This window comes from Pseudomonas sp. 5P_5.1_Bac1 (assembly GCF_025466015.1).
In the GTDB taxonomy this organism is placed as follows: Bacteria; Pseudomonadota; Gammaproteobacteria; order Pseudomonadales; family Pseudomonadaceae; genus Aquipseudomonas.
The window spans coordinates 93,470-114,492 of sequence record NZ_JANLNX010000006.1 but is presented as its reverse complement, the minus strand read 5'-3'; the positions used below and the strand labels follow the sequence as shown (position 1 = coordinate 114,492).

Sequence of the window (21,023 nt, the reverse complement as noted above, 5' to 3'; positions counted from 1 at the left end):
AAGCTGCTATTTGCCCTGTTCCCGGTACACATCTCCTTTGCTGCTTCTTTGCGCCATCTAGTGCTCTTCTGTTTTCTATGCAATCTCCTTGTGCATGGCTATCATGCCTGCCTCATTGTGAGTCGAGATTGGCATGCTGAAGTTGTTAAAACTCCTGAAAGATGGTCGATTTCATTCGGGCGAAGCCTTGGGGGCGGCGTTAGGTGTGAGTCGGAGCGCGGTGTGGAAACAGTTGCAGCTCCTGGAGTCCGAGTTGAACCTGACGGTCTACAAAGTCCGGGGGCGGGGCTATCGGCTGTCGACACCTTTGTTGCTGCTGGATGCAGAAAGCATTGCTCAGGCGTCGGCCGGAATTAGCTGGCCGGTATTGATTCATGATGAAATCGACTCGACCAATGCCGAGGCATTGCGATTGATTGCTGCCGGGCAAGCCGCGCCCTTCCTGGTGCTGGCTGAGCGGCAGACCGCAGGTCGCGGGCGTCGTGGCCGCTCTTGGGTAAGCCCGTTCGCGGAAAACCTCTATTTCAGCCTGGTTTTGCGAATAGAGGGCGGTATGCGCCAGTTAGAAGGGCTCAGTCTGGTGGTGGGGCTCGCGGTCAGGCAAGCGTTGTTATCTATTGGTGTTGCGTCGGCTGGTTTGAAGTGGCCAAACGATGTACTGGTAGATGATCGTAAAATAGCCGGAATCCTTCTGGAGCTGGTGGGTGATCCTGCTGACGTCTGTCATGTCGTGCTTGGCATTGGGATCAACGTCAACATGCGCGAGGCGGAAGTCGATCAGGCCTGGACGTCAGTCAGCCTGGAGACGGGGCGGATGAGTGACCGAAACACCTTGGCTGCATTGCTTTGCGATAACCTCGAGCGCTATTTGGCCCGGCACCGCGAGAAGGGTTTTTCCAGTATGCGAGAGGAGTGGGAGGTGGCTCACCTGTGGCAGGGGCGGGCTGTGTCGCTGGTTGCTGGGGTGAACAGTATCGACGGGGTTGTGGTGGGTATTGATGGCCAGGGAGCTTTGCGCCTTCAGGTTGCTGGTGTGGAAAAGAGCTTTAGTGGTGGTGAACTCAGCTTGAGGTTGCGCGATGATTCTTGAGCTTGATTGTGGGAATAGCTTTATCAAGTGGCGCGTTATTCAGGGGAGTGGCGTGGTTCTCCTTGGTGGCGTGGTTGACTCGGACGAAGCCTTGCTCCTCGCTGTTCGCGAGGCAGGGCTGGCTCCAGAACATTGCCGCCTGGTGAGTGTGCGTAGTGAAGAGGAGACGTCGCTTCTGGTGTCGGCTCTGGTCGCGGCATTCGGGTTGACGGTCAAGAAGGCTGTTCCGGCGAAAAGCCTGGCTGGTGTTCGGAATGGTTATGTGGATTATGAGCGCCTGGGGCTCGACCGCTGGCTCGCACTGCTGGGTGGCTATCATCTCGCCAAGACTGCCAGTGTAGTCATTGATCTCGGGACGGCGGTCACCTCGGACTTTGTCACCGCCGCAGGTGAGCATCTCGGTGGATTCATTTGTCCGGGCATGCCTTTGATGCGAAATCAGCTACGCACGCATACTCGTAGAATTCGCTACGACGGTGCCTCGGCCGAGCAGGCGCTGGAATGTCTTGAGCCGGGCCGTTCTACAGTAGAGGCGGTCGAGCGTGGTTGCACCTTGATGCTGCAGGGATTTGTCCTGACGCAGCTTCAGGAGGCGCATCGGCTTTGGGGGGATGACTTCGCGTTGTTCATAACGGGCGGTGATGCGGCACTGGTGCACCAGGTGGCACCGATGGCTCGGATCGTGCCCGATCTGGTCTTTGTTGGGCTTGCCATTGCTTGTCCGTTGGACTGAGGTGCGTATGCGTTGGCTGTTTCTTTTATTCCTGGTTCTGAACGTCTTCTATTACATCTGGCACCAGCAGGAAGCGCCGCTTAGGGCGAAAGAGGTCGAGTCGCTCTCTCTTTATAAGGGCAGCCAGCAGGATATTCGTCTCTTGAGCGAGGCTGAGCAGCTCAAGTCGGAAAAGCAGTGCATGTATCTCGGCGGTCTGGAGACGCCAGAAGTGCTGGAGGTGCTGCGGCAGCGGTTGACTGCCCTGGATATCTCATCCCGCAAAGTGGTGGGGAGGATAATTGACAATCCGGGTTGGTGGCTTCAAATCAGGTCTGAGAGCCAGCGTTTGCTGGATGAAACCTTGGTTGCGACTCTTTCCCGCGATTTCAAAGACTTAAAGAGTAAAATAATGCAGTGCGAGGGTATTGCAACCGTCGAATAGTTTGCATAGAATGGCGCCCGCTTCACAGGGATAACCACTAAGTGGTGGACCTACGAAGTAGCTGTCAAATAGCTAACCTCAAGATTTTAAAGAGAAAAAGCTTGACAGTAGGTGGGCAAAAATAGAAAATGCCAACCAAGCTCAGGAGGGGTTCCCGAGCGGCCAAAGGGATCAGACTGTAAATCTGACGTCTACGACTTCGAAGGTTCGAATCCTTCCCCCTCCACCATTTTAGCGAGAGCCGCAAGCTCCGCGGGTATAGTTTAGTGGTAGAACCTCAGCCTTCCAAGCTGATGATGCGGGTTCGATTCCCGCTACCCGCTCCAAGTTTGCTGTTTTTGCAACATGTGTTTAGCTCTTGTAGCTCAGTTGGTAGAGCACACCCTTGGTAAGGGTGAGGTCAGCGGTTCAAATCCGCTCAAGAGCTCCATATAACAAGGCAGATATGAAAATATCTGCCTTTGTTTTAATGGTTGGTATCACAGCTAAATTCTTCTGTTAGAGGATGGTGTCGATGGCTAAGGAAAAGTTTGAGCGTAATAAGCCGCACGTTAACGTTGGCACCATTGGTCACGTTGACCATGGCAAGACTACGTTGACTGCAGCGCTTACTCGTGTCTGCTCCGAGGTTTTCGGTTCGGCCAAGGTCGAGTTCGACAAGATCGACAGCGCTCCGGAAGAGAAGGCTCGTGGTATCACCATTAACACTGCGCACGTGGAATATGACTCGGCAGTGCGTCACTACGCTCACGTTGACTGCCCAGGTCACGCTGACTATGTGAAGAACATGATCACCGGTGCCGCCCAGATGGACGGCGCTATCCTGGTTTGCTCGGCCGCCGATGGTCCGATGCCACAAACCCGTGAGCACATCCTGCTGTCCCGTCAGGTTGGCGTTCCGTACATCGTGGTCTTCCTGAACAAGGCTGACCTGGTAGACGACGCTGAGCTGCTGGAACTGGTCGAGATGGAAGTTCGCGACCTGCTGTCCACCTATGACTTCCCAGGCGACGACACTCCGATCATCATCGGTTCGGCTCGTATGGCGCTGGAGGGCAAAGACGACAACGAAATGGGCACCACCGCTGTCAAGAAGCTGGTTGAGACTCTGGATAGCTACATCCCAGAGCCTGAGCGTGCTATCGACAAGCCGTTCCTGATGCCAATCGAAGACGTATTCTCGATCTCGGGTCGTGGTACCGTTGTTACCGGTCGTATCGAGCGTGGCATCGTCCGCGTTCAGGATCCGCTGGAAATCGTTGGTCTGCGTGACACCACCACCACTACCTGTACTGGTGTTGAGATGTTCCGCAAGCTGCTGGACGAAGGTCGTGCTGGCGAGAACTGCGGCGTTCTGCTGCGTGGCACCAAGCGTGACGACGTTGAGCGTGGCCAGGTTCTGGTCAAGCCGGGTTCGGTCAAGCCGCACACCAAGTTCACCGCAGAAGTTTACGTTCTGAGCAAGGAAGAAGGCGGCCGTCATACTCCGTTCTTCAAAGGCTACCGTCCACAGTTCTACTTCCGTACTACTGACGTGACCGGTAACTGCGAGCTACCAGAAGGCGTTGAAATGGTAATGCCGGGCGATAACATTCAGATGACTGTTACCCTGATCAAAACCATCGCGATGGAAGATGGTCTGCGCTTCGCTATCCGTGAAGGCGGTCGTACCGTCGGCGCCGGCGTCGTAGCTAAAGTAATCGAATAAGTAGTTGATTTAACTCTATCAGGCCGGTATATTGGTCGGCCTGATTAAGCTTTTAGGTCAGTAGCTCAATTGGCAGAGCGACGGTCTCCAAAACCGTAGGTTGGGGGTTCGATTCCCTCCTGACCTGCCAGATTCGCCTCGTGCATCTGGCTTTCTTTTCACAGGACCTTTCCGTATGACTTCCAAGTCTGAAGCCCAAGACTCTCGTTTTGATTTGCTCAAGTGGCTTGCTGTTGTTGCTTTGGTGGTCGTGGGCGTTGTGGGTAATCAGTATTACTCAGCCTCTCCAGTCCTGTATCGCGTAATCGTCCTGCTCGTCCTTGCTGCTGCTGCCGCCTTCGTTGCGCTGCAGACGGTGAAGGGTAAGTCGTTCTTTGCGCTGGCTAAGGAAGCTCGCACCGAGATTCGTAAAGTCGTATGGCCAACCCGCCAAGAGACTACGCAGACCACGCTTATTGTAGTGGCTGTTGTTCTGGTCATGGCGCTGCTGTTGTGGGGGCTCGACTCCCTGCTCGGCTGGTTGATTTCCTTGATTGTTGGCTAAGGGTGTCCTGTGGCTAAGCGTTGGTATGTTGTGCATGCTTACTCGGGCTACGAGAAGCATGTTATGCGCTCCCTGGTTGAGCGTGTGAAGCTGGCTGGTATGGAAGAAGGCTTCGGCGAGATTCTGGTCCCCACTGAAGAAGTGGTTGAAATGCGTAATGGCCAGAAGCGCAAAAGCGAGCGTAAATTCTTCCCAGGCTACGTGCTGGTTCAGATGGAAATGAACGAAGGGACTTGGCACTTGGTCAAGGATACCCCGCGCGTCATGGGCTTCATCGGTGGAACGGCAGATAAGCCGGCCCCGATTACAGATAAAGAAGCTGAGGCTATTCTGCGCCGCGTTGCTGACGGCAGCGACAAGCCGAAGCCGAAGACTCTGTTCGAACCGGGTGAAGTGGTTCGCGTTGTCGACGGTCCGTTTGCTGACTTCAACGGTACGGTCGAAGAGGTTAACTACGAGAAGAGCCGTCTGCAGGTTGCAGTGCTCATTTTCGGTCGCTCTACTCCGGTAGAGCTCGAGTTCAGCCAGGTCGAAAAGGTCTAGTTGAGCGACGCATCCCACACCCCGCAGCCAGCGAGCTGCGGGGTTTTTTCGTCACTGGGATAAAACGCAAGTAAACCGGGGAGCCATTTGGCGCTTGTACCCGATATTGGAGTAGCTCATGGCTAAGAAAATTACGGCTTACATCAAGCTGCAGGTTAAGGCCGGCCAGGCCAACCCAAGTCCACCCGTTGGTCCAGCTCTGGGTCAGCACGGCGTGAACATCATGGAGTTCTGCAAGGCTTTCAACGCCCGTACTCAGGGCCAGGAAGCAGGTCTGCCGACCCCTGTAATCATCACCGTTTACAGCGACCGCAGCTTCACTTTCGAAACCAAAAGCACCCCTGCTTCGGTTCTGCTGAAAAAGGCCGCTGGCCTGTCCAGCGGTTCTGCGCGCCCTAACACCGTCAAGGTGGGTACTGTGACCCGTGCTCAGCTGGAAGAGATCGCCAAGGCCAAGTCTGCCGATCTGACCGCTGCTGACCTGGATGCAGCCGTGCGTACCATCGCCGGTTCTGCTCGCAGCATGGGCCTCAACGTGGAGGGTGTGTAATGGCTAAGCTGACCAAGCGTCAAAAGGCGATCGCTTCTAAAGTAGAAGCGGGCAAAGCCTACAACTTCGAAGACGCAGCAAAGCTGCTGGCTGAACTCTCTACTGTAAAGTTCAGCGAGTCCGTCGACGTTGCTGTCAACCTCGGTGTTGACCCGCGTAAATCCGACCAGGTCGTTCGTAGCGCTACCGTGCTGCCTCACGGCACTGGCAAGACTGTCCGCGTAGCTGTCTTCACCCAGGGTCCTGCCGCTGAAGCCGCTTTGGCTGCAGGCGCTGACCGTGTAGGTATGGACGATCTGGCTGCCGAAATGAAAGCCGGCGACCTGAACTATGACGTCGTTATTGCTTCCCCGGACGCAATGCGTGTTGTAGGTCAACTGGGTCAGGTTCTGGGGCCTCGCGGCCTGATGCCTAACCCGAAAGTTGGTACCGTGACTCCAGACGTCGCTGGCGCTGTCAAAAACGCCAAGGCTGGTCAGGTTCGTTATCGCACCGACAAAAACGGCATCATCCACACCTCCGTTGGCAAAGTCGGCTTTGAAGCTGACAAGCTGAAGGAAAACGTTGAAGCACTGATCGCTGATCTGAAGCGTATCAAGCCAGCTTCCTCGAAAGGTATCTACGTCAAGCGCGTTACCCTGAGCACCACTATGGGCCCAGGTCTGGTCATCGATCAGAGCTCGCTGGACGCGTAATGAAACGACGGGGTGAGTAATCACCCCATCGTTGAAAAAATTGGGGTCCCTGCCTGGCGGGGGCTATCCAAGACCGTAGGCGGCGCAAGCCTTAAACCAAAAGCCTACGCAGATGGTGCTCCCGGTTCCTTACCGAATCAGACACCAAAACGACATCCGGCTTCGGCCAGATGAAACGGTAACAAGCAGGAGTTAAACCCGTGGCAATTAGACTCGAAGACAAGAAGGCCATCGTCGCTGAAGTCAACGAGGCTGCCAAAGTCGCTCTGTCTGCTGTCGTGGCTGATGCCCGTGGCGTGACTGTAGGCGCAATGACCGGACTCCGTAAAGAGGCTCGTGAAGCTGGCGTATACGTACGTGTAGTGCGTAACACCCTGCTCAAGCGTGCTGTTGCTGACACTGAATACAGTGTCCTCAACGACGTCTTCACCGGCCCGACCCTGATTGCTTTCTCCAACGAACACCCGGGCGCTGCTGCTCGTCTGTTCAAAGAGTTCGCCAAGGGTCAGGACAAGTTCGAGATCAAGGCAGCTGCGTTCGAGGGCAAGTACCTCGCAGCAAACGAGATCGACGTGTTGGCATCGCTGCCGACCCGTGACGAAGCCATTGCAAGGCTGATGAGCGTGATTCAAGGCGCTACCAGCAAGCTGGCTCGTACTCTGGCGGCCATTCGCGACCAGAAAGAAGCTTCTGCTGCCTAAGGCACCGAAAGCGCTTTCAAAATCATACGTTTAATTTGATGGCTGCGTAGGCTGTCACCCCAATACAGGATTCAAGTCATGTCTCTGACTAACGAACAAATCATCGAAGCAATCGGCCAGAAAACCGTTCTGGAAGTTGTTGAGCTGATCAAAGCAATGGAAGAAACCTTCGGCGTTACCGCTGCTGTTGCCGCTGCTGGCCCAGCTGCTGCTGCTGCCGTTGTTGAAGAGCAAACCGAGTTCAACGTTGTTCTGGTTGAAGCCGGCGAGAAGAAAGTCAACGTGATCAAGGCCGTTCGTGAACTGACCGGTCTGGGCCTGAAAGAAGCCAAAGAGAAAGTTGACACCGCTCCTCAAGTCGTAGCTGAAGGCGTTTCGAAAGAAGCTGCTGAAGACGCCAAGAAGAAGCTGGAAGAAGCAGGCGCTAAAGTCGAAGTTAAGTAATTTCGACTTTGCGACTCCAGCCCAAGCGTTAAGCAAACGGCTGATGGCTGGTGGCTCTTGCCACCGGCCTTTTTCCGTTATTGGCTGCCGGTCAGGCCGGCGCCGATAACGAGATGCAACCACCGACGATGGTGGCGCAAACCAAGGGGTTTGCACGATTTTCTGGCTACTCCCGCCGGGGGGGGCCAAACAAGCAGGTGACCAAGCTGGGGAACGCTGATGGCTTACTCATACACTGAGAAAAAACGTATCCGCAAGGACTTTAGCAAGTTGCCGGACGTCATGGATGTGCCTTACCTCCTGGCCATCCAGCTGGATTCGTATCGTGAATTCTTGCAAGCGGGAGCGACCAAAGATCAGTTCCGCGACGTGGGCCTGCATGCGGCCTTCAAATCGGTTTTCCCGATCATCAGCTACTCCGGCAATGCTGCCCTGGAGTACGTTGGCTATCGTCTGGGCGAACCGGCCTTTGATGTCAAAGAATGCGTACTGCGTGGCGTAACCTATGCCGTTCCGCTGCGGGTAAAGGTCCGTCTGATCATTTTCGACAAAGAATCGTCGAACAAAGCGATCAAGGACATCAAAGAGCAAGAAGTCTACATGGGTGAAATTCCCCTGATGACTGAGAACGGTACCTTCGTTATCAACGGTACCGAGCGTGTAATCGTTTCCCAGTTGCACCGCTCGCCAGGTGTGTTCTTCGACCACGACCGTGGCAAGACTCACAGCTCCGGCAAACTGCTGTACTCCGCTCGTATCATTCCTTACCGCGGTTCGTGGTTGGACTTCGAGTTCGACCCGAAAGACTGCGTGTTTGTCCGTATCGACCGTCGCCGCAAGCTGCCGGCTTCGGTGCTGCTGCGTGCGCTGGGCTATAGCACTGAAGAAGTGCTGGACGCCTTCTACACCACCAACGTATTCCATGTGTCCGGCGAGAAGCTGAGCCTGGAGCTGGTGCCTCAGCGCCTGCGTGGTGAAATCGCGGTGATGGACATCCAGGACGAGAACGGCAAGATCATTGTCGAGCAAGGTCGTCGGATCACTGCCCGCCACATCAACCAGTTGGAAAAATCTGGCGTCAAGCAACTGGAAGTGCCGATGGAGTACTTGCTGGGCCGCACCACCGCTAAGGCGATCGTGCACCCGGCTACCGGCGAAATCCTTGCCGAGTGCAACGTCGAGCTGACCACTGAGCTGCTGATCAAGATCGCCAAGGCTCAAGTTGTCCTCATCAAGACGCTGTACACCAACGATATCGACTGCGGTCCGTTCGTCTCGGATACCCTGAAGATCGACTCCACCAGCAACCAACTGGAAGCGCTGGTCGAGATCTATCGCATGATGCGTCCTGGCGAGCCGCCAACCAAGGACGCCGCAGAAACCCTGTTCAACAACCTGTTCTTCAGTGCCGAGCGCTACGACCTGTCTGCCGTAGGCCGCATGAAGTTCAACCGTCGTATCGGTCGCACCGAGATCGAAGGTTCGGGCGTGCTGAGCAAGGAAGATATCGTCGAGGTTCTGAAGACCCTCGTCGACATCCGTAACGGCAAAGGCATCGTCGACGACATCGACCACCTGGGTAACCGCCGTGTTCGCTGTGTAGGCGAGATGGCCGAGAACCAGTTCCGCGTTGGCCTGGTGCGTGTTGAGCGCGCGGTCAAAGAGCGTCTGTCGATGGCCGAAAGTGAAGGCCTGATGCCTCAGGACCTGATCAACGCCAAGCCAGTTGCAGCCGCGGTCAAAGAGTTCTTCGGCTCCAGCCAGCTCTCGCAGTTCATGGACCAGAACAACCCGCTTTCCGAGATTACCCACAAGCGTCGTGTCTCCGCACTCGGCCCTGGTGGTTTGACTCGTGAGCGCGCAGGCTTCGAAGTCCGTGACGTACACCCGACTCACTACGGTCGAGTTTGCCCGATCGAGACCCCTGAAGGTCCGAACATCGGTCTGATCAACTCCCTGGCGGCCTATGCTCGCACCAACCAGTACGGCTTCCTGGAAAGCCCGTACCGTGTGGTTAAAGAGGGCGTGGTTACCGACGAGATCGTGTTCCTGTCGGCGATCGAAGAAGCTGATCACGTCATCGCACAGGCTTCGGCCGCGATGAACGAGAAGAAGCAACTGATCGATGAGCTGGTAGCTGTTCGTCACCTGAACGAATTCACCGTCAAGGCACCTGAAGATGTGACCCTGATGGACGTTTCGCCGAAGCAGGTAGTTTCGGTTGCTGCGTCGCTGATTCCGTTCCTCGAGCACGACGACGCCAACCGTGCATTGATGGGTTCGAACATGCAGCGTCAGGCTGTACCAACCCTGCGTGCCGACAAGCCGCTGGTAGGTACCGGCATGGAGCGTAACGTTGCTCGCGACTCCGGCGTTTGCGTCGTGGCCCGTCGTGGCGGCGTGATCGACTCCGTTGATGCCAGCCGTATCGTTGTTCGTGTTGCAGATGACGAAGTTGAAACCGGCGAAGCTGGTGTCGACATCTACAACCTGACCAAGTACACCCGCTCGAACCAGAACACCTGCATCAACCAGCGTCCGCTGGTCAGCAAAGGTGATGTGGTCAAGCGCAGCGACATCATGGCCGACGGCCCGTCCACCGACATGGGTGAACTGGCACTGGGTCAGAACATGCGTATCGCGTTCATGGCGTGGAACGGCTTCAACTTCGAAGACTCCATCTGCCTGTCCGAGCGTGTTGTTCAGGAAGACCGCTTCACCACGATCCACATCCAGGAACTGACCTGTGTGGCGCGTGACACCAAGCTTGGCCCAGAGGAAATCACCGCGGACATCCCGAACGTCGGTGAAGCTGCGCTGAACAAGCTGGACGAAGCCGGTATCGTCTACGTTGGTGCCGAGGTCGGCGCTGGTGACATCCTGGTCGGTAAAGTCACGCCAAAAGGCGAGACTCAACTGACTCCGGAAGAGAAGCTGCTGCGCGCAATCTTCGGTGAGAAGGCTAGCGACGTTAAAGACACCTCCCTGCGCGTGCCGACCGGCACCAAGGGTACCGTCATTGACGTACAGGTCTTCACCCGTGATGGCGTCGAGCGCGACAGTCGTGCGCTGTCCATCGAGAAGATGCAGCTGGACGAGATCCGCAAGGACCTGAACGAAGAGTTCCGTATCGTTGAAGGTGCGACCTTCGAGCGTCTGCGTTCCGCGCTGAATGGTCAGGTAGTCGATGGTGGTGCGGGCCTGAAGAAAGGCACCGTGGTCACCAACGAAGTCCTGGACGGTCTGGAACACGGCCAGTGGTTCAAACTGCGCATGGCTGAAGATGCGCTGAACGAACAGCTGGAAAAAGCTCAGGCCTACATCGTTGATCGCCGCCGTCTGCTGGACGACAAGTTCGAAGACAAGAAGCGCAAACTGCAGCAAGGCGATGACCTGGCTCCGGGCGTGCTGAAGATCGTCAAGGTCTACCTGGCAATCCGTCGTCGCATTCAGCCGGGCGACAAGATGGCCGGTCGTCACGGTAACAAAGGTGTGGTCTCCGTGATCATGCCGGTCGAAGACATGCCGCACGACGCCGACGGTACTCCGGTCGACGTGGTTCTCAACCCGCTGGGCGTACCTTCGCGTATGAACGTTGGTCAGATCCTCGAAACCCACTTGGGCCTCGCAGCCAAAGGTCTGGGCGAGAAGATCAACCGCATGCTCGAAGAGCAGCGTAAGGTCGCAGAACTGCGCGGCTTCCTGACTGAGATCTACAACGAGATCGGCGGTCGCCAGGAAAACCTGGAAGAGTTCACCGACCAGGAGATCCTCGAGCTCGCTGGCAACCTGAAGAAGGGCGTGCCTATGGCCACCCCGGTCTTCGACGGTGCCAAAGAGAGCGAGATCAAGGCCATGCTCAAGCTGGCTGACATGCCAGAGAGCGGCCAGATGGTGCTGTTCGACGGTCGTACCGGCAACAAGTTCGAGCGTCCAGTGACCGTTGGTTACATGTACATGCTCAAGCTGAACCACTTGGTGGACGACAAGATGCACGCGCGTTCCACTGGTTCTTACAGCCTGGTTACCCAGCAGCCGCTGGGTGGTAAGGCGCAGTTCGGTGGTCAGCGTTTCGGGGAGATGGAAGTGTGGGCGCTGGAAGCATACGGCGCGGCATACACCCTGCAAGAAATGCTCACAGTGAAGTCGGACGACGTGAACGGCCGGACCAAGATGTACAAAAACATCGTGGACGGCGATCACCGTATGGAGCCGGGCATGCCCGAGTCCTTCAACGTGTTGATCAAAGAGATCCGTTCGCTCGGTATCGATATCGATCTGGAAACCGAATAACACGTGACGCGAATCGGGGGCGTGGCTGAAAAGCCCGCTCCCTGCTCCGCCAGGAGGAAAGGCCTTGAAAGACCTACTGAATTTGCTGAAAAACCAGGGTCAAGTCGAAGAGTTCGACGCCATCCGTATCGGACTGGCCTCGCCTGAGATGATCCGTTCGTGGTCGTTCGGTGAAGTAAAAAAGCCGGAAACCATCAACTACCGTACGTTCAAGCCTGAGCGTGACGGCCTGTTCTGCGCCAAGATCTTTGGCCCAGTCAAAGACTACGAGTGCCTGTGCGGCAAGTACAAGCGCCTGAAGCACCGTGGTGTGATCTGTGAGAAGTGCGGCGTTGAAGTCGCGCTGGCCAAGGTTCGTCGTGAGCGCATGGCTCACATCGAGTTGGCTTCTCCGGTTGCCCACATCTGGTTCCTGAAGTCCCTGCCGTCCCGTATTGGCCTGCTGATGGACATGACCCTGCGTGATATCGAACGCGTTCTCTATTTCGAGAGCTATGTCGTTATCGACCCGGGCATGACCACCCTGGAAAAAGGCCAGCTGCTGAACGACGAGCAGTACTTCGAAGCGCTGGAAGAGTTCGGTGACGATTTCGATGCCCGTATGGGTGCCGAAGCTGTCCGCGAGCTGCTGCACGCTATCGACCTGGAGCACGAGATTGGCCGCCTGCGCGAAGAAATTCCGCAGACCAACTCGGAAACCAAGATCAAGAAGCTGTCCAAGCGTCTGAAACTGATGGAAGCCTTCCAAGGCTCGGGCAACCTGCCTGAGTGGATGGTCCTGACCGTTCTGCCGGTTCTGCCGCCAGATCTGCGTCCTCTGGTTCCGCTGGATGGCGGTCGCTTCGCGACTTCCGACCTGAACGACCTGTATCGCCGCGTAATCAACCGTAACAACCGTCTGAAGCGCCTGCTCGATCTGTCCGCTCCGGACATCATCGTGCGCAACGAAAAGCGCATGCTGCAGGAAGCGGTCGACGCCCTGCTGGACAACGGTCGTCGTGGTCGCGCAATCACCGGTTCGAACAAGCGTCCTCTGAAATCCCTGGCTGACATGATCAAGGGTAAACAGGGTCGTTTCCGTCAGAACTTGCTCGGTAAGCGCGTTGACTACTCTGGTCGTTCGGTAATTACCGTAGGCCCGACCCTGCGTCTGCATCAGTGCGGTCTGCCGAAGAAAATGGCCCTGGAGCTGTTCAAACCGTTCATCTTCGGCAAGCTGGAAATGCGTGGTCTGGCGACCACCATCAAGGCTGCCAAGAAGATGGTCGAGCGCGAGCTGCCTGAGGTCTGGGACGTTCTCGCTGAAGTGATTCGCGAACACCCCGTACTGCTCAACCGTGCACCGACCCTTCACCGTCTGGGTATCCAGGCCTTTGAACCGGTTCTGATCGAAGGTAAGGCTATCCAGCTGCACCCTCTGGTCTGCGCCGCGTACAACGCCGACTTCGACGGTGACCAAATGGCCGTGCACGTGCCGCTGACGCTGGAAGCCCAGTTGGAAGCGCGCGCGCTGATGATGTCGACCAACAACATCCTGTCGCCAGCCAACGGTGAGCCAATCATCGTTCCTTCGCAGGACGTTGTACTGGGTCTGTACTACATGACCCGTGAAGCCATCAATGCCAAGGGCGAAGGTCGCGTGTTCGCTGACCTGCAGGAAGTCGACCGCGTATTCCGCGCCGGCGAAGCTGCCCTGCACGCGAAGATCAAGGTTCGTATCAACGAAACCGTGAACGACCGTGATGGTGGCAGCGTCAAGAACACCCGTATCGTCGACACCACTGTCGGCCGTGCGCTGCTGTTCCAGGTTGTGCCGCCAGGTCTGTCGTACGACGTGGTCAACCAGCCTATGAAGAAAAAGGCGATCTCCAAGCTGATCAACCAGTGCTACCGCGTGGTTGGTCTGAAAGAGACCGTGATCTTCGCTGACCAGCTGATGTACACCGGTTTTGCCTACTCGACCATTTCCGGCGTCTCCATCGGTGTTAACGACTTCGTTATCCCGGATGAGAAGGCCCGCATCATCGGTACCGCAACTGATGAAGTGAAGGAAATCGAGAGCCAGTACGCCTCCGGCCTGGTTACCCAGGGCGAGAAGTACAACAAGGTCATCGACTTGTGGTCGAAGGCGAACGATGAAGTTTCCAAGGCGATGATGGCCAACCTCTCGAAAGAGAAAGTCATCGACCGCGAAGGTAACGAAGTCGAGCAGGAATCGTTCAACTCGATGTACATGATGGCTGACTCCGGTGCCCGGGGTTCGGCTGCTCAGATCCGTCAGTTGGCGGGTATGCGTGGTCTGATGGCCAAGCCGGACGGCTCGATCATCGAGACGCCGATCACTGCGAACTTCCGTGAAGGTCTGAGCGTACTCCAGTACTTCATCTCGACTCACGGTGCTCGTAAAGGTCTGGCGGATACCGCGTTGAAAACCGCGAACTCCGGTTACCTGACCCGTCGTCTGGTAGACGTTGCCCAGGATCTGGTCGTGACCGAGATCGACTGCGGCACCGAGCAAGGTCTGCTGATGACGCCGCACATTGAAGGCGGCGACGTGGTCGAGCCACTGGGTGAGCGCGTACTGGGCCGTGTTATCGCCCGCGACGTGTTCAAGCCAGGCACCGACGACGTGATCGTTCCGGCCGGTACCCTGGTCGACGAGAAGTGGGTTGAGTTCATCGAACTGAACAGCATCGACGAAGTAATCGTCCGCTCGCCAATCAGTTGCGAAACCCGCTACGGTATCTGCGCCAAGTGCTACGGCCGTGATCTGGCCCGTGGTCACCAGGTGAACATCGGTGAAGCTGTCGGCGTTATCGCTGCACAGTCGATCGGTGAGCCGGGTACCCAGCTGACCATGCGTACGTTCCACATCGGTGGTGCTGCAAGCCGGACCTCGGCTGCCGACAGCGTCCAAGTGAAGAACGGCGGTATGGTCCGTCTGCATAACCTGAAGCAGGTTGAGCGTGCTGATGGCAACCTGGTCGCGGTGTCGCGTTCCGGTGAGCTGGCCATTGCCGACGAATTCGGTCGTGAGCGTGAGCGTTACAAGCTGCCTTACGGTGCGGTGATTTCGGTCAAGGAAGGCGACAAGGTCGACGCTGGCGCAATCGTCGCCAAGTGGGACCCGCACACCCACCCGATCGTTACCGAAATGAAAGGTACCGTGACCTTCGTGGGCATGGAAGAAGGCATCACGATCAAGCGTCAGACAGACGAACTGACCGGCCTGACCAACATCGAGGTTCTGGACGTCAAAGACCGTCCGGCTGCAGGTAAGGAAATTCGTCCTGCAATCAAGATGGTCGACGCCAATGGCAAGGACCTGCTGCTGCCAGGTACCGACGTACCGGCACAGTACTTCCTGCCGGCGAACGCCCTGGTCGGTGTGGCGGACGGTTCTCAGATCGGTGTTGGTGACGTTATCGCGCGTATCCCGCAAGAAACGTCGAAGACCCGTGACATCACCGGTGGTCTGCCGCGTGTTGCCGACCTGTTCGAAGCGCGTCGTCCAAAAGAAGCTTCGATTCTTGCGGAAGTCAGCGGCACCATCGCATTCGGCAAGGAGACCAAAGGCAAGCGCCGTCTGGTCATCACTCCGAACGACGGTACCGATCCGTACGAAGAGCTGATTCCGAAGTGGCGTCACCTGAACGTCTTCGAAGGCGAACAAGTGAACCGCGGCGAAGTTATCTCCGACGGTCCGAGCGATCCGCATGACATCCTGCGTCTGCTGGGTGTGAGCGCGCTGGCCAAGTACATCGTCAACGAGATTCAGGACGTTTATCGTCTGCAAGGCGTGAAGATCAACGACAAGCACATCGAGACCATTCTGCGTCAGATGCTGCGTAAAGTTGAGATCAGCGAGTCTGGCGACTCCACCTTCATCAAAGGTGACCAGATGGAGTTGACTCACGTGCTGGTCGAAAACGAGCGCCTGGCTGCCGACGACAAGTTCGTGTCCAAGTTCTCGCGTGTGCTGCTGGGTATCACCAAGGCCTCGCTGTCCACCGAATCGTTCATCTCGGCGGCCTCCTTCCAGGAGACCACTCGAGTTCTGACCGAGGCGGCGGTAACCGGCAAGCGCGATTACCTGCGCGGCCTGAAAGAAAACGTGGTCGTGGGTCGTCTGATCCCGGCCGGTACTGGTCTGGCATACCACAGCGAGCGCAAGCGTCGCCGTGATGCCGACAAGCCGCTGCGCGTAAGTGCCAGTGAGGTGGAAGCCGCACTGACCGAAGCGCTGAATTCCAGCGGTAACTGACAGTAGGGCAGGGCCTCGGCGGATCTTCTTCAGTCATCGGTGACATGAATTGTCACCGATGACCGGAGTCGGTAAGCCGGGGCCTTGTCTTGACTGAGTACAAGATCCTCTTTAGACTCTTGTACCCCTAAATTTGGTAGGGCTCTGCCCTGCCAATTTATGCTTTCTTGCAAGACAATAGCGTCGCAAGACAACAGTGGAGCTAGTAGATGGCAACTATCAACCAGCTGGTACGTCAGCCGCGTAAGCGTACCGTCGAGAAATCCGACGTACCTGCGCTGCAGAACTGCCCGCAACGTCGTGGCGTGTGCACCCGTGTGTACACTACTACGCCGAAAAAACCTAACTCGGCACTGCGTAAAGTATGCCGTGTGCGTCTGACCAACGGTTTCGAGGTTTCCTCGTACATCGGCGGTGAAGGCCACAACCTGCAAGAGCACAGCGTCGTACTGATTCGCGGCGGCCGTGTAAAAGACTTGCCAGGTGTTCGTTACCACACCGTTCGCGGCTCTCTGGATACCTCGGGCGTTAAAGGCCGTAACCAGGGTCGTTCGAAGTACGGTACCAAGCGTCCGAAGTAATTGGTCGCTTGCAGTAGTTCATTCATTTTTTTGAGTCGATAAGAGTAAGGTCGGGCGCAAACCCTCGAGAGGGTGGATGTCCCGGGCTAACCTGAAGACCGTTTGAGGGCTTATCAATGCCAAGACGTCGTGTAGCAGCCAAGCGTGAGATTCTGGACGATCCGAAATACGGAAGCCAGATCCTCGCCAAGTTCATGAACCACGTGATGGAAAGCGGCAAAAAGGCCGTTGCCGAGCGTATCGTTTACGGTGCGCTGGACAAGGTCAAAGAGCGCAAGAACAGCGATCCCCTGGAAATCTTCGAGAAAGCTCTCGACGCCATCGCTCCGCTGGTCGAAGTGAAGTCGCGCCGTGTTGGCGGTGCTACTTACCAGGTTCCTGTTGAAGTTCGTCCATCCCGTCGTAACGCTCTGGCAATGCGCTGGTTGGTAGACTACGCCCGTAAGCGTGGCGAGAAGTCCATGGCTCTGCGCCTGGCCGGCGAATTGCTGGATGCTGCTGAAGGCAAAGGTGCTGCAGTCAAGAAGCGTGAAGACGTACACCGTATGGCCGAAGCCAACAAAGCGTTCTCGCACTACCGCTTCTAATTCTGGCATCACTATTTTCGCGAGGGCTTTATGGCTCGTACTACACCAATCAACCGCTACCGTAACATTGGTATTTGCGCGCACGTTGATGCGGGTAAAACTACCACTACCGAGCGGATCCTGTTCTACACAGGCCTGAGCCACAAAATGGGCGAGGTGCATGATGGCGCCGCGACCACCGACTGGATGGTGCAGGAACAGGAGCGGGGTATTACCATTACCTCCGCTGCTGTTACCACTTTCTGGCAGGGTTCCCGTGGTCAGTACGACAACTATCGCGTAAACGTCATCGATACCCCTGGCCACGTTGACTTCACTATTGAAGTTGAGCGTTCGCTGCGCGTACTTGACGGTGCGGTCGTTGTGTTCTGCGGTACCTCCGGCGTTGAGCCGCAGTCCGAAACCGTATGGCGTCAAGCCAACAAATACGGTGTTCCACGTGTTGTTTACGTGAACAAAATGGACCGTGCCGGTGCCGACTTCCTGCGCGTCGTAGGTCAGATCAAGAACCGTCTGGGTCACACCCCGGTTCCTGTTCAGTTGGCCATCGGTTCGGAAGAGAACTTCCAGGGTCAGGTCGATCTGATCAAGATGAAGGCTATCTACTGGAACGACGACGACAAAGGCACCACCTATCGCGAGGAAGAAATTCCTGCCGATATGCTGGACCTGGCTGAAGAATGGCGTGCCAACATGGTTGAGGCTGCTGCCGAAGCCAACGAAGAGCTGATGAACAAGTACCTTGAAGAAGGTGAGCTGACCGTCGACGAGATCAAGGCAGGCCTGCGTGCGCGCACCCTGGCTAGCGAGATCGTTCCGGCTGTTTGTGGTTCTTCCTTCAAGAACAAGGGCGTTCCTCTGGTTCTCGATGCTGTTATCGACTTCCTGCCTGCTCCGACCGAGATTCCTGCGATCAAGGGTATCCACCCAGACCTGATCGAGAAGCCAAAGGAAGAGCTGGTCGAGGCTGACTACGACGAGCGTCATGCAGATGACAGCCAGCCGTTCTCGGCTCTGGCGTTCAAGATTGCTACTGACCCGTTCGTGGGTACCCTGACCTTCGTGCGCGTTTACTCGGGCATGCTGCAGTCTGGCGATTCCGTGATCAACTCGGTCAAGGGCAAGAAAGAGCGCGTTGGTCGTATGGTGCAGATGCACGCCAACCAGCGTGAAGAAATCAAGGAAGTTCTGGCGGGCGACATCGCTGCCCTGATCGGCATGAAGGACGTCACCACTGGTGACACTCTGTGCAACGCCGACAAGCCAATCATTCTTGAGCGTATGGACTTCCCGGAGCCTGTGATCTCGGTAGCTGTTGAGCCGAAGACCAAGCAGGACCAGGAGAAGATGGGTATCGCACTGGGCAAGCTGGCTCAGGAAGACCCGTCGTTCCGCGTCAAGACCGATGAAGAAACCGGCCAAACCATCATCTCCGGTATGGGCGAGCTTCACCTGGACATCCTTGTTGACCGCATGAAGCGCGAATTCAACGTTGAGGCCAACATTGGTAAGCCGCAGGTTTCGTACCGCGAGCAGATCAGCAAGGACAACGTCGAGATCGAAGGCAAGTTCGTTCGTCAGTCCGGTGGTCGCGGTCAGTTCGGTCACTGCTGGATTCGCTTCTCGCAGCCATCAGTAGACGCTCAGGGCAACATTACCGAAGGTCTGGAATTCACCAACGAAGTTGTAGGTGGTGTGGTTCCTAAGGAATACATCCCGGCGATCCAGAAGGGTATCGAAGAGCAGATGAAGAACGGCATTGTTGCCGGCTATCCGCTGATCGGCCTGAAGGCAGCCGTGTTCGATGGTTCCTACCACGACGTCGACTCCAACGAGATGGCGTTCAAGGTGGCTGCCTCCATGGCGACCAAGCAACTGGCTACCAAAGGTGGCGGTAAGGTGCTTGAGCCGATCATGAAGGTAGAAGTAGTAACCCCAGAGGACTACATGGGTGACGTGATGGGTGACCTGAACCGTCGTCGTGGTCTGATCCAAGGTATGGAAGACTCGGTCTCCGGCAAGGTGATCCGTGCTGAGGTGCCGCTGGGTGAAATGTTCGGTTATGCGACCGACGTTCGTTCCATGTCTCAGGGTCGCGCGAGCTACTCCATGGAATTCTCCAAATACTCCGAAGCTCCGGCGAACATCGTCGAAGCGCTCGTTAAAAAACAAGGCTAATCCAGCCCTTTAGGCAAGAGGTTCACTGTCGTGGCTAAAGAAAAATTTGATCGTTCCCTTCCCCACGTTAACGTCGGCACTATCGGCCACGTTGACCACGGTAAGACCACTCTGACTGCAGCTCTGACTCGCGTCTGCTCCGAAGTTTTCGGTTCGGCAGTCGTTGAGTTCGACAAGATCGACTCGGCTCCAGAAGAGAAAGCGCGCGGTATCACCATCAACACCGCTCACGTTGAGTACAACTCGAAAATTCGTCACTACGCTCACGTTGACTGCCCAGGTCACGCTGACTATGTGAAGAACATGATCACCGGTGCTGCCCAGATGGACGGCGCGATCCTGGTTTGCTCGGCCGCCGATGGTCCGATGCCACAAACCCGTGAGCACATCCTGCTGTCCCGTCAGGTTGGCGTTCCGTACATCGTGGTCTTCCTGAACAAGGCTGACCTGGTAGACGACGCTGAGCTGCTGGAACTGGTCGAGATGGAAGTTCGCGACCTGCTGTCCACCTATGACTTCCCAGGCGACGACACTCCGATCATCATCGGTTCGGCTCGTATGGCGCTGGAAGGCAAAGACGACAACGAAATGGGCACCACCGCTGTCAAGAAGCTGGTTGAGACTCTGGATAGCTACATCCCAGAGCCTGAGCGTGCTATCGACAAGCCGTTCCTGATGCCAATCGAAGACGTATTCTCGATCTCGGGTCGTGGTACCGTTGTTACCGGTCGTATCGAGCGTGGCATCGTCCGCGTTCAGGATCCGCTGGAAATCGTTGGTCTGCGTGACACCACCACCACTACCTGTACTGGTGTTGAGATGTTCCGCAAGCTGCTGGACGAAGGTCGTGCTGGCGAGAACTGCGGCGTTCTGCTGCGTGGCACCAAGCGTGACGACGTTGAGCGTGGCCAGGTTCTGGTCAAGCCAGGTTCGGTCAAGCCGCACACCAAGTTCACCGCAGAAGTTTACGTTCTGAGCAAGGAAGAAGGCGGCCGTCATACTCCGTTCTTCAAAGGCTACCGTCCACAGTTCTACTTCCGTACTACTGACGTGACTGGTAACTGCGAGCTGCCAGAAGGCGTTGAAATGGTAATGCCAGGCGATAACATTCAGATGACTGTTACCCTGATCAAAACCATCGCGATGGAAGATGGTCTGCGCTTCGCTATCCGTGAAGGCGGTCGTACCGTCGGCGCCGGCGTCGTAGCCAAAATCATCGAGTAATTTCGATCGATGAAAAAACCCCCGCTTAGCGGGGGTTTTTTTATTGGGTTGACACCTAATGGGGGCGTCTATAGAATCACGCCTCCTTTTAACGGGCGTAGTGCGCCCGGTGGGAATAGCAGCCTGGAGTCTGAAATCCAATGCAAAATCAGCAAATCCGTATCAGGTTGAAGGCTTTTGACCATCGCCTGATCGACCAATCCACCCAGGAAATCGTGGAAACCGCGAAACGTACTGGTGCTCAGGTACGTGGTCCAATTCCACTGCCTACCCGTAAAGAGCGGTTCACCGTTCTGGTCTCCCCGCACGTCAACAAAGACGCGCGCGACCAGTACGAGATCCGTACTCATAAGCGCGTTCTGGACATCGTCCAGCCAACGGATAAAACCGTTGATGCGCTTATGAAGCTTGATCTTGCAGCAGGTGTGGAAGTGCAGATCAGCCTCGGCTAAGACTTGGGTCTT

At 56.3% G+C, this 21,023-nt stretch carries 17 protein-coding genes and 4 tRNA genes; all 21 read left to right on the top strand.

Annotated features, from left to right (window positions below):
- Positions 1–133: 133 nt before the first annotated feature.
- The 21 genes from birA (at position 134) to rpsJ (ending at position 21,011) form a co-directional block, all read left to right on the top strand.
- The gene (gene birA, locus NTD82_RS01040; protein ID WP_262127460.1) at positions 134–1,090 is read left to right on the top strand and encodes a bifunctional biotin--[acetyl-CoA-carboxylase] ligase/biotin operon repressor BirA; all 957 of its coding nucleotides are present in this window, start codon (positions 134–136) and stop codon (positions 1,088–1,090) included.
- Complete coding sequence (locus NTD82_RS01035; protein WP_095160018.1) at positions 1,080–1,823, top strand: pantothenate kinase; 744 nt, start codon at positions 1,080–1,082, stop codon at positions 1,821–1,823. Before birA ends, NTD82_RS01035 begins: the two co-directional genes overlap by 11 nt.
- Before the next feature lie 7 nt (positions 1,824–1,830).
- Entirely contained in the window at positions 1,831–2,247 is a 417-nt protein-coding gene (locus tag NTD82_RS01030; RefSeq protein ID WP_262127458.1) for a hypothetical protein, read from the top strand.
- Positions 2,248–2,391: 144 nt separating this feature from the next.
- A tRNA-Tyr gene (locus tag NTD82_RS01025) sits at positions 2,392–2,476 on the top strand.
- 23 nt (positions 2,477–2,499) lie between these two features.
- Positions 2,500–2,573: transfer RNA gene (locus NTD82_RS01020), tRNA-Gly, on the top strand.
- Between the two features lie 28 nt (positions 2,574–2,601).
- Positions 2,602–2,677, top strand: a tRNA-Thr gene (locus NTD82_RS01015).
- Positions 2,678–2,761: 84 nt separating this feature from the next.
- Entirely contained in the window at positions 2,762–3,955 is a 1,194-nt protein-coding gene (gene tuf / locus NTD82_RS01010) for an elongation factor Tu (RefSeq protein ID WP_175653476.1), read from the top strand.
- Between the two features lie 54 nt (positions 3,956–4,009).
- Positions 4,010–4,085 (top strand) — tRNA-Trp (locus NTD82_RS01005).
- Between the two features lie 45 nt (positions 4,086–4,130).
- A complete protein-coding gene (gene secE / locus NTD82_RS01000) occupies positions 4,131–4,499 on the top strand; it encodes a preprotein translocase subunit SecE (protein WP_175653477.1) in 369 nt (122 codons plus the stop codon).
- Between the two features lie 9 nt (positions 4,500–4,508).
- Positions 4,509–5,042 (top strand): transcription termination/antitermination protein NusG, encoded by a 534-nt coding sequence (nusG, locus tag NTD82_RS00995; RefSeq protein WP_095160014.1) that lies wholly within the window; start codon positions 4,509–4,511, stop codon positions 5,040–5,042.
- 118 nt (positions 5,043–5,160) lie between these two features.
- Entirely contained in the window at positions 5,161–5,592 is a 432-nt protein-coding gene (rplK, locus tag NTD82_RS00990; protein ID WP_095160013.1) for a 50S ribosomal protein L11, read from the top strand.
- Positions 5,592–6,287 (top strand): 50S ribosomal protein L1, encoded by a 696-nt coding sequence (gene rplA, locus NTD82_RS00985; protein ID WP_095160012.1) that lies wholly within the window; start codon positions 5,592–5,594, stop codon positions 6,285–6,287. Before rplK ends, rplA begins: the two co-directional genes overlap by 1 nt.
- Positions 6,288–6,487: 200 nt before the next feature.
- A complete protein-coding gene (gene rplJ / locus NTD82_RS00980) occupies positions 6,488–6,988 on the top strand; it encodes a 50S ribosomal protein L10 (protein WP_095160011.1) in 501 nt (166 codons plus the stop codon).
- A 78-nt stretch (positions 6,989–7,066) separates the two neighbouring features.
- Entirely contained in the window at positions 7,067–7,432 is a 366-nt protein-coding gene (gene rplL / locus NTD82_RS00975) for a 50S ribosomal protein L7/L12 (RefSeq protein ID WP_054916699.1), read from the top strand.
- 219 nt (positions 7,433–7,651) lie between these two features.
- Positions 7,652–11,725, top strand: coding sequence for a DNA-directed RNA polymerase subunit beta (gene rpoB / locus NTD82_RS00970; RefSeq protein WP_262127457.1), 4,074 nt, complete (start codon positions 7,652–7,654; stop codon positions 11,723–11,725).
- Positions 11,726–11,789: 64 nt separating this feature from the next.
- Positions 11,790–15,989 (top strand): DNA-directed RNA polymerase subunit beta', encoded by a 4,200-nt coding sequence (gene rpoC / locus NTD82_RS00965; RefSeq protein ID WP_095160009.1) that lies wholly within the window; start codon positions 11,790–11,792, stop codon positions 15,987–15,989.
- A gap of 209 nt (positions 15,990–16,198) precedes the next feature.
- Positions 16,199–16,570, top strand: a complete 372-nt coding sequence (gene rpsL / locus NTD82_RS00960; RefSeq protein ID WP_003257088.1) for a 30S ribosomal protein S12 — start codon at positions 16,199–16,201, stop codon at positions 16,568–16,570.
- Between the two features lie 116 nt (positions 16,571–16,686).
- The gene (gene rpsG / locus NTD82_RS00955) at positions 16,687–17,157 is read left to right on the top strand and encodes a 30S ribosomal protein S7 (RefSeq protein WP_008089143.1); all 471 of its coding nucleotides are present in this window, start codon (positions 16,687–16,689) and stop codon (positions 17,155–17,157) included.
- Between the two features lie 30 nt (positions 17,158–17,187).
- Positions 17,188–19,335 (top strand): elongation factor G, encoded by a 2,148-nt coding sequence (gene fusA, locus NTD82_RS00950; RefSeq protein ID WP_095160008.1) that lies wholly within the window; start codon positions 17,188–17,190, stop codon positions 19,333–19,335.
- Positions 19,336–19,365: 30 nt separating this feature from the next.
- The gene (gene tuf, locus NTD82_RS00945) at positions 19,366–20,559 is read left to right on the top strand and encodes an elongation factor Tu (protein WP_095160007.1); all 1,194 of its coding nucleotides are present in this window, start codon (positions 19,366–19,368) and stop codon (positions 20,557–20,559) included.
- A gap of 140 nt (positions 20,560–20,699) precedes the next feature.
- Positions 20,700–21,011 carry a 30S ribosomal protein S10 gene (gene rpsJ, locus NTD82_RS00940; protein ID WP_003186070.1) on the top strand — a complete coding sequence of 104 codons (312 nt, stop codon included), beginning with the start codon at positions 20,700–20,702 and terminating at the stop codon, positions 21,009–21,011.
- Positions 21,012–21,023 lie beyond the last annotated feature (12 nt).

What these genes read in the sequence shown, in the direction of transcription:
- rplK (WP_095160013.1), top strand. Translation starts at nt 5,161, where the DNA reads ATGGCTAAGAAAATTACGGCTTACATCAAGCTGCAGGTTAAGGCCGGC.
- rplL (WP_054916699.1), top strand. Translation starts at nt 7,067, where the DNA reads ATGTCTCTGACTAACGAACAAATCATCGAAGCAATCGGCCAGAAAACC.
- rpsG (WP_008089143.1), top strand. Translation starts at nt 16,687, where the DNA reads ATGCCAAGACGTCGTGTAGCAGCCAAGCGTGAGATTCTGGACGATCCG.
- tuf (WP_175653476.1), top strand. Translation starts at nt 2,762, where the DNA reads ATGGCTAAGGAAAAGTTTGAGCGTAATAAGCCGCACGTTAACGTTGGC.
- rpoB (WP_262127457.1), top strand. Translation starts at nt 7,652, where the DNA reads ATGGCTTACTCATACACTGAGAAAAAACGTATCCGCAAGGACTTTAGC.
- fusA (WP_095160008.1), top strand. Translation starts at nt 17,188, where the DNA reads ATGGCTCGTACTACACCAATCAACCGCTACCGTAACATTGGTATTTGC.
- secE (WP_175653477.1), top strand. Translation starts at nt 4,131, where the DNA reads ATGACTTCCAAGTCTGAAGCCCAAGACTCTCGTTTTGATTTGCTCAAG.
- birA (WP_262127460.1), top strand. Translation starts at nt 134, where the DNA reads ATGCTGAAGTTGTTAAAACTCCTGAAAGATGGTCGATTTCATTCGGGC.
- rplA (WP_095160012.1), top strand. Translation starts at nt 5,592, where the DNA reads ATGGCTAAGCTGACCAAGCGTCAAAAGGCGATCGCTTCTAAAGTAGAA.
- rpsL (WP_003257088.1), top strand. Translation starts at nt 16,199, where the DNA reads ATGGCAACTATCAACCAGCTGGTACGTCAGCCGCGTAAGCGTACCGTC.
- rpsJ (WP_003186070.1), top strand. Translation starts at nt 20,700, where the DNA reads ATGCAAAATCAGCAAATCCGTATCAGGTTGAAGGCTTTTGACCATCGC.
- NTD82_RS01030 (WP_262127458.1), top strand. Translation starts at nt 1,831, where the DNA reads ATGCGTTGGCTGTTTCTTTTATTCCTGGTTCTGAACGTCTTCTATTAC.
- NTD82_RS01035 (WP_095160018.1), top strand. Translation starts at nt 1,080, where the DNA reads ATGATTCTTGAGCTTGATTGTGGGAATAGCTTTATCAAGTGGCGCGTT.